This is a genomic window from Streptomyces sp. NPDC127114 (genome assembly GCF_042677525.1).
Taxonomy (GTDB): Bacteria; Actinomycetota; Actinomycetes; order Streptomycetales; family Streptomycetaceae; genus Streptomyces.
On the sequence record NZ_JBHXTJ010000023.1, the window covers coordinates 126,699 to 131,572 of the forward strand.

Here is a 4,874-nt window from a genome sequence, read left to right on the forward strand (position 1 = left end):
GAGGTGCGCGGGGGGGCGGCCGGTCCGGGGGCGGGGGTCGGGGGGGGGGGGGGGCCGCCCAGGAGGGAGGGCGGCCCGCCGGAGGGGGACAGCGGCTCGATGAGGGGTGTCAGCCGCGTGGGTGGACGGGAGGTGGGACGCGGGAGCCGTCAGCCCCGGTCGGCGGCGCGACGGCGCAGCGCGGTGAGGCCGAGGCCGGCGGCGACGACCGCGGCCGCGCCCGCGCCGGAGGCCAGCAGCGCGGTGTCGTTGGCGTGCTCGACGGTGCCGAACTCGGCGCCGGCGGCGACCCCGCCCCTGGGCACGACGGTGGTCTGGCCGCCCTGGGTGCCGGTCCCGGTGGCGGGCGCGGTGGTGGGCGTGGCGCTGGGCGTGGTGGTGGGGGTCGCGGTGCAGTTCTCGGGGAGCTTCGGGAAGTCGACCCACCGGTACGGCATGTCGCCGCCCTGGGTGCGCTGGCCGAGCTTCGGGGTGGTGGCGTCCGCGCCCTCGATCTTCAGGCCGTAGCGGCCGTCGACGGGGTGCTGACGGTCGGCGGTGCCGACGACCTTGTCCGTGTCGTCCTTGAGGACGGCCTTGGGGCCCTTCTTCAGGTCGTTGGTGAGCGTGACCGTCCAGTACGGGAAGACGGAGGCGATCTTCTCGGTGACGGTGCACCCGTTCGCCGTCGGCCCGGAGAGCACGGTGCCGGGCTTCGGGGCGGGCTTCGGGTTGACGCCGGCGCCGAGGTACACGGGGGCGGCCTGCCCGGCCTGGCCGGGGACGTAGGCGGCGAGCCCGCCGTCGTTCTCCAGGACCACGACGGCCTTCCCGTACGTCCACACCGAGCGGACCGGGTGGTACGCGTAGACGAATCCGCTGCCCTGGCCGGTCTTGTCGACCGACCGGAGGCCGAACCGGCCGTCCTTCGGGTTCTTGCCGAGCTCCACGACGGTACCGTCGGCCAGACGGTACAGGCCGAGCTCGGCGGGCGAGACGACGTTGCCGCGCCACGCGAGGGTGCGGCCGTCCTCGAAGAGGACGAGGTAGTTGCCGTTGTCGTTGCCGGCCGCCGCGCGGGCGTTCGCCTCGACGGAGCCGATCGACTGGCCGTTCTTGAAGCTCTCGGCGCGGTACCACGTCGGTCCGAGCTTGTAGATCTTCACGACGGTGCCGTTGTAGAGGGTCTCGGTCCGGACGAACGTGCCGTCCTCCGCCGTGGCCGCCGGGCCGTCCGCCGCGAAGGCGGTGCCGGTGGCGAACACCGGAGTGACCGCGAGGCCGGTGAGGAGGGCGGTGGCGACGGCGGTGCGAAGGGCGGTGCGCATAACGACTCCTGTGGAATCAGACAGGTCGGGTGAGGAAGAGCCGCATGCCGCTGACATCTCGTTCGGTGAGGGCCGGTGAGTTCTGGCTGGCTGCAGAAGAAACGTTACGGATCTTGGGTTCGGGAGTTGTCCGCTCCATGTCACGGGCATGTGACAGGCCTCACGCGCACCCCGCTTCCCCCACACCCACCTGGGCTTTCACGTGCTCGTACGAGCAGCCCCCTGTACACGCCGCTACGCGCGTAGATATGCTCGACTGGTGACCATGCCCACCACTGCACCTGCAGCACATGCTTTCGCCGACGTGACCGCGTCCGAGAGCACGCTGCGCCGCTTCCTCCACGGGCTGCCCGGCGTCGACGCCGTGGGCCTGGAGGCGCGCGCCGCGTCCCTCGGCACCCGCTCGATCAAGACCACGGCCAAGGCCTATGCCATCGACCTGGCCATCTCCATGATCGACCTGACGACGCTCGAAGGCGCGGACACCCCGGGCAAGGTCCGGGCGCTCGCCGCCAAGGCCGTCAACCCCGATCCGACCGACCGCGCCACCCCGACGACCGCGGCCGTCTGCGTCTACCCCGACATGGTGGCCACCGCCAAGGCCGCCCTGAAGGGCTCCGGCGTCAAGGTCGCCTCGGTCGCGACCGCCTTCCCGGCCGGCCGCGCCGCCCTCCCCGTCAAGCTCGCCGACACGGCCGACGCCATCGCCGCCGGCGCCGACGAGATCGACATGGTCATCGACCGTGGCGCCTTCCTCGCCGGCCGGTACCTGGAGGTCTACGAGCAGATCGCCGCCATCAAGGCCGAGTGCGGCGACCGGGCCCGCCTCAAGGTGATCTTCGAGACCGGCGAGCTGTCCACGTACGACAACATCCGCCGCGCCTCCTGGCTCGGCATGATCGCCGGCGCGGACTTCATCAAGACCTCGACCGGCAAGGTCGCGGTCAACGCCACCCCCGCCAACACCCTGCTGATGCTGGAGGCCGTGCGCGACTTCCGCGCGCAGACCGGCGTCCAGATCGGCGTGAAGCCCGCGGGCGGCATCCGCAACACCAAGGACGCCATCAAGTTCCTGGTCCTGGTCAACGAGACCGTCGGCGCGGACTGGCTGGACAACCACTGGTTCCGCTTCGGTGCCTCCAGCCTGCTCAACGACCTGCTCATGCAGCGTCAGAAGCTGGCGACCGGCCACTACTCCGGCCCCGACTACGTGACGGTGGACTGATCGACATGACCTCCCCCTTCGAGTACGCCCCCGCGCCCGAGTCGCGCGCGGTCGTCGACATCGCGCCGAGCTACGGCCTGTTCATCGACGGCGAGTTCGTCGACGCGGCCGACGGCAAGGTCTTCAAGACCGTCTCGCCCTCCACCGAGGAGGTGCTCTCCGAGGTCGCCCAGGCGGGCGCCGAGGACGTGGACCGCGCGGTGAAGGCCGCCCGCAGGGCCTTCGAGAAGTGGTCGGCGCTGCCCGGCTCCGAGCGCGCCAAGTACCTCTTCCGGATCGCCCGGATCATCCAGGAGCGCAGCCGCGAGCTGGCCGTCCTGGAGACCCTGGACAACGGCAAGCCGATCAAGGAGACCCGCGACGCGGACCTCCCGCTGGTCGCCGCGCACTTCTTCTACTACGCGGGCTGGGCCGACAAGCTCGACCACGCCGGCTTCGGGCCGTCCCCGAAGCCGCTGGGCGTGGCCGGCCAGGTCATCCCGTGGAACTTCCCGCTGCTGATGCTGGCGTGGAAGATCGCCCCGGCGCTCGCGACCGGCAACACGGTCGTCCTGAAGCCGGCCGAGACCACCCCGCTCTCCGCCCTGTTCTTCGCGGACATCTGCCGCCAGGCCGGGCTGCCCAAGGGCGTCGTCAACATCCTTCCGGGTTACGGGGACACGGGCGCCGCGCTCGTCGAGCACCCCGACGTGAACAAGGTCGCGTTCACCGGCTCGACCGCCGTCGGCCGCTCCATCGCCAGGTCCGTGGCCGGCACGGACAAGAAGCTCACCCTGGAGCTGGGCGGCAAGGGCGCCAACATCGTCTTCGACGACGCGCCCATCGACCAGGCCGTCGAGGGCATCGTCAACGGCATCTTCTTCAACCAGGGCCAGGTCTGCTGCGCGGGCTCGCGCCTGCTGGTCCAGGAGTCGGTCCACGACGAGCTGCTCGACTCGCTCAAGCGCCGCCTGTCGACGCTCCGTCTGGGCGACCCGCTCGACAAGAACACCGACATCGGCGCCATCAACTCCGAGGAGCAGCTGGCCCGGATCACCTCGCTCGTCGAGCAGGGCGAGGCCGAGGGCGCCGAGCGCTGGTCCGCCGCCTGCGAGATCCCGTCCGCCGGCTACTGGTTCGCCCCGACGCTCTTCACGAACGTCACCCAGGCGCACACCGTCGCCCGCGACGAGATCTTCGGCCCGGTCCTGTCGGTGCTGACCTTCCGCACGCCGGACGAGGCCGTCGCCAAGGCCAACAACAGCCAGTACGGCCTGTCGGCGGGCATCTGGACGGAGAAGGGCTCCCGCATCCTCGCGGTCGCCAACAAGCTCCGCGCGGGTGTCGTCTGGGCCAACACCTTCAACAAGTTCGACCCGACCTCGCCGTTCGGCGGCTACAAGGAGTCGGGCTTCGGCCGCGAGGGCGGCCGCCACGGTCTGGAGGCCTACCTCGATGTCTGATCAGCAGACCCGTCTGAGCGTCTTCAAGACCTACAAGCTGTACGTGGGCGGGAAGTTCCCGCGTTCCGAGAGCGGCCGGGTGTACGAGGTGACCGACAGCAAGGGCAAGTGGCTGGCGAACGCTCCGCTTTCCTCCCGCAAGGACGCCCGTGACGCCGTCGTGGCGGCCCGCAAGGCCTTCGGCGGCTGGTCGGGCGCGACCGCGTACAACCGCGGCCAGATCCTCTACCGCGTCGCCGAGATGCTGGAGGGCCGCAAGGGCCAGTTCGTGCACGAGGTCGCGGACGCCGAGGGCCTGTCGAAGAACAAGGCGGCCGTGGTCGTCGAGGCCGCGATCGACCGCTGGGTCTGGTACGCGGGCTGGACCGACAAGATCGCCCAGGTCGTCGGCGGCGCCAACCCGGTGGCGGGCCCGTACTTCAACCTGTCCACCCCGGAGCCGACGGGCGTCGTCACCGTCGTCGCGCCGCAGGAGTCGTCCTTCCTCGGACTGGTCTCGGTGATCGCCCCGGTCATCGCGACCGGCAACACGGCGGTCGTCATCGCCTCCGAGAAGGCCCCGCTGCCGGCCCTGTCCCTGGGCGAGGTGCTGGCCACCTCCGACCTCCCGGGCGGCGTGGTCAACATCCTGTCGGGCAAGGCGTCCGAGATGGGCCCGCACCTCGCGGCCCACCTCGACGTCAACGCGATCGACCTCACGGGCGCGGACGCCGATCTGGCCCGCGAGCTCGAGATCGCCGCGGCGGACAACCTCAAGCGCGTGCTGCGCCCGCGCACCGAGGACTTCGCCGAGTCCCCGGGCACGGACCGCATGACCGCCTTCCTGGAGACCAAGACGGTCTGGCACCCGACGGGCTCCCTGGGCGCGTCCGGCTCGTCGTACTAGGCCGTAAAACGGCC

Annotated in this window: 4 protein-coding genes; 3 read left to right on the plus strand and 1 reads right to left on the minus strand. The window is 71.1% G+C overall.

Annotated features, from left to right (window positions below; all coding sequences use genetic code 11):
• Positions 1-149: 149 nt before the first annotated feature.
• Positions 150-1,307 carry a hypothetical protein gene (locus ACFVGS_RS23280; protein ID WP_385693544.1) on the minus strand — a complete coding sequence of 386 codons (1,158 nt, stop codon included), beginning with the start codon at positions 1,305-1,307 and terminating at the stop codon, positions 150-152.
• A 265-nt stretch (positions 1,308-1,572) separates the two neighbouring features.
• Here ACFVGS_RS23280 and deoC point away from each other — a divergent pair, with 265 nt between their 5' ends.
• The 3 genes from deoC to ACFVGS_RS23295 are packed head-to-tail and all read left to right on the plus strand — an operon-like array spanning position 1,573 to position 4,860.
• Positions 1,573-2,532 carry a deoxyribose-phosphate aldolase gene (gene deoC, locus ACFVGS_RS23285; RefSeq protein ID WP_384411945.1) on the plus strand — a complete coding sequence of 320 codons (960 nt, stop codon included), beginning with the start codon at positions 1,573-1,575 and terminating at the stop codon, positions 2,530-2,532.
• A 5-nt stretch (positions 2,533-2,537) separates the two neighbouring features.
• The gene (locus ACFVGS_RS23290; RefSeq protein ID WP_385693545.1) at positions 2,538-3,974 is read left to right on the plus strand and encodes an aldehyde dehydrogenase family protein; all 1,437 of its coding nucleotides are present in this window, start codon (positions 2,538-2,540) and stop codon (positions 3,972-3,974) included.
• The gene (locus tag ACFVGS_RS23295; protein ID WP_384411917.1) at positions 3,967-4,860 is read left to right on the plus strand and encodes an aldehyde dehydrogenase family protein; all 894 of its coding nucleotides are present in this window, start codon (positions 3,967-3,969) and stop codon (positions 4,858-4,860) included. Before ACFVGS_RS23290 ends, ACFVGS_RS23295 begins: the two co-directional genes overlap by 8 nt.
• Positions 4,861-4,874 lie beyond the last annotated feature (14 nt).

Excerpts from the sequence above, each read along its gene's own strand:
- ACFVGS_RS23280 (WP_385693544.1), bottom strand. The coding sequence starts at position 1,307 with ATGCGCACCGCCCTTCGCACCGCCGTCGCCACCGCCCTCCTCACCGGC.
- deoC (WP_384411945.1), top strand. The coding sequence starts at position 1,573 with ATGCCCACCACTGCACCTGCAGCACATGCTTTCGCCGACGTGACCGCG.
- ACFVGS_RS23290 (WP_385693545.1), top strand. The coding sequence starts at position 2,538 with ATGACCTCCCCCTTCGAGTACGCCCCCGCGCCCGAGTCGCGCGCGGTC.
- ACFVGS_RS23295 (WP_384411917.1), top strand. The coding sequence starts at position 3,967 with ATGTCTGATCAGCAGACCCGTCTGAGCGTCTTCAAGACCTACAAGCTG.